At 43.9% G+C, this 239-nt stretch carries 1 protein-coding gene; it reads left to right on the top strand.

Annotated features, from left to right (window positions below; all coding sequences use genetic code 11):
• A partial coding sequence (locus tag MN204_RS21150) for a hypothetical protein (RefSeq protein WP_249873011.1) occupies positions 1-239 on the top strand: 239 nt, incomplete at both ends.

Here is a 239-nt window from a genome sequence, read left to right as displayed (position 1 = left end):
TCCGGCAAGGTGGATTAAGCGTAGTAACTTATTCTCCAAGGAAGCTGCAGGACCTTGAAATCCATCAAGTGTTAATCAACAATCTCCGTAAAAAGGCAGGAAAAAATGCTTTTTCACTGGATACACTTGCCCAGTCGGTTCTGTCACGTTATGTTCCATTGTCTGAGATTCTGATCAAGCATCTTCATGAGAAATACAACAGGCGAACGATGGATTACAGTGTGCGTGCCTTCCAAGCG

It is taken from the genome of Oceanobacillus saliphilus (assembly GCF_023522835.1).
Lineage (GTDB): Bacteria > Bacillota > Bacilli > Bacillales > Amphibacillaceae > Oceanobacillus > Oceanobacillus saliphilus.
This window is presented reverse-complemented; position numbering and strand designations above follow the sequence as displayed.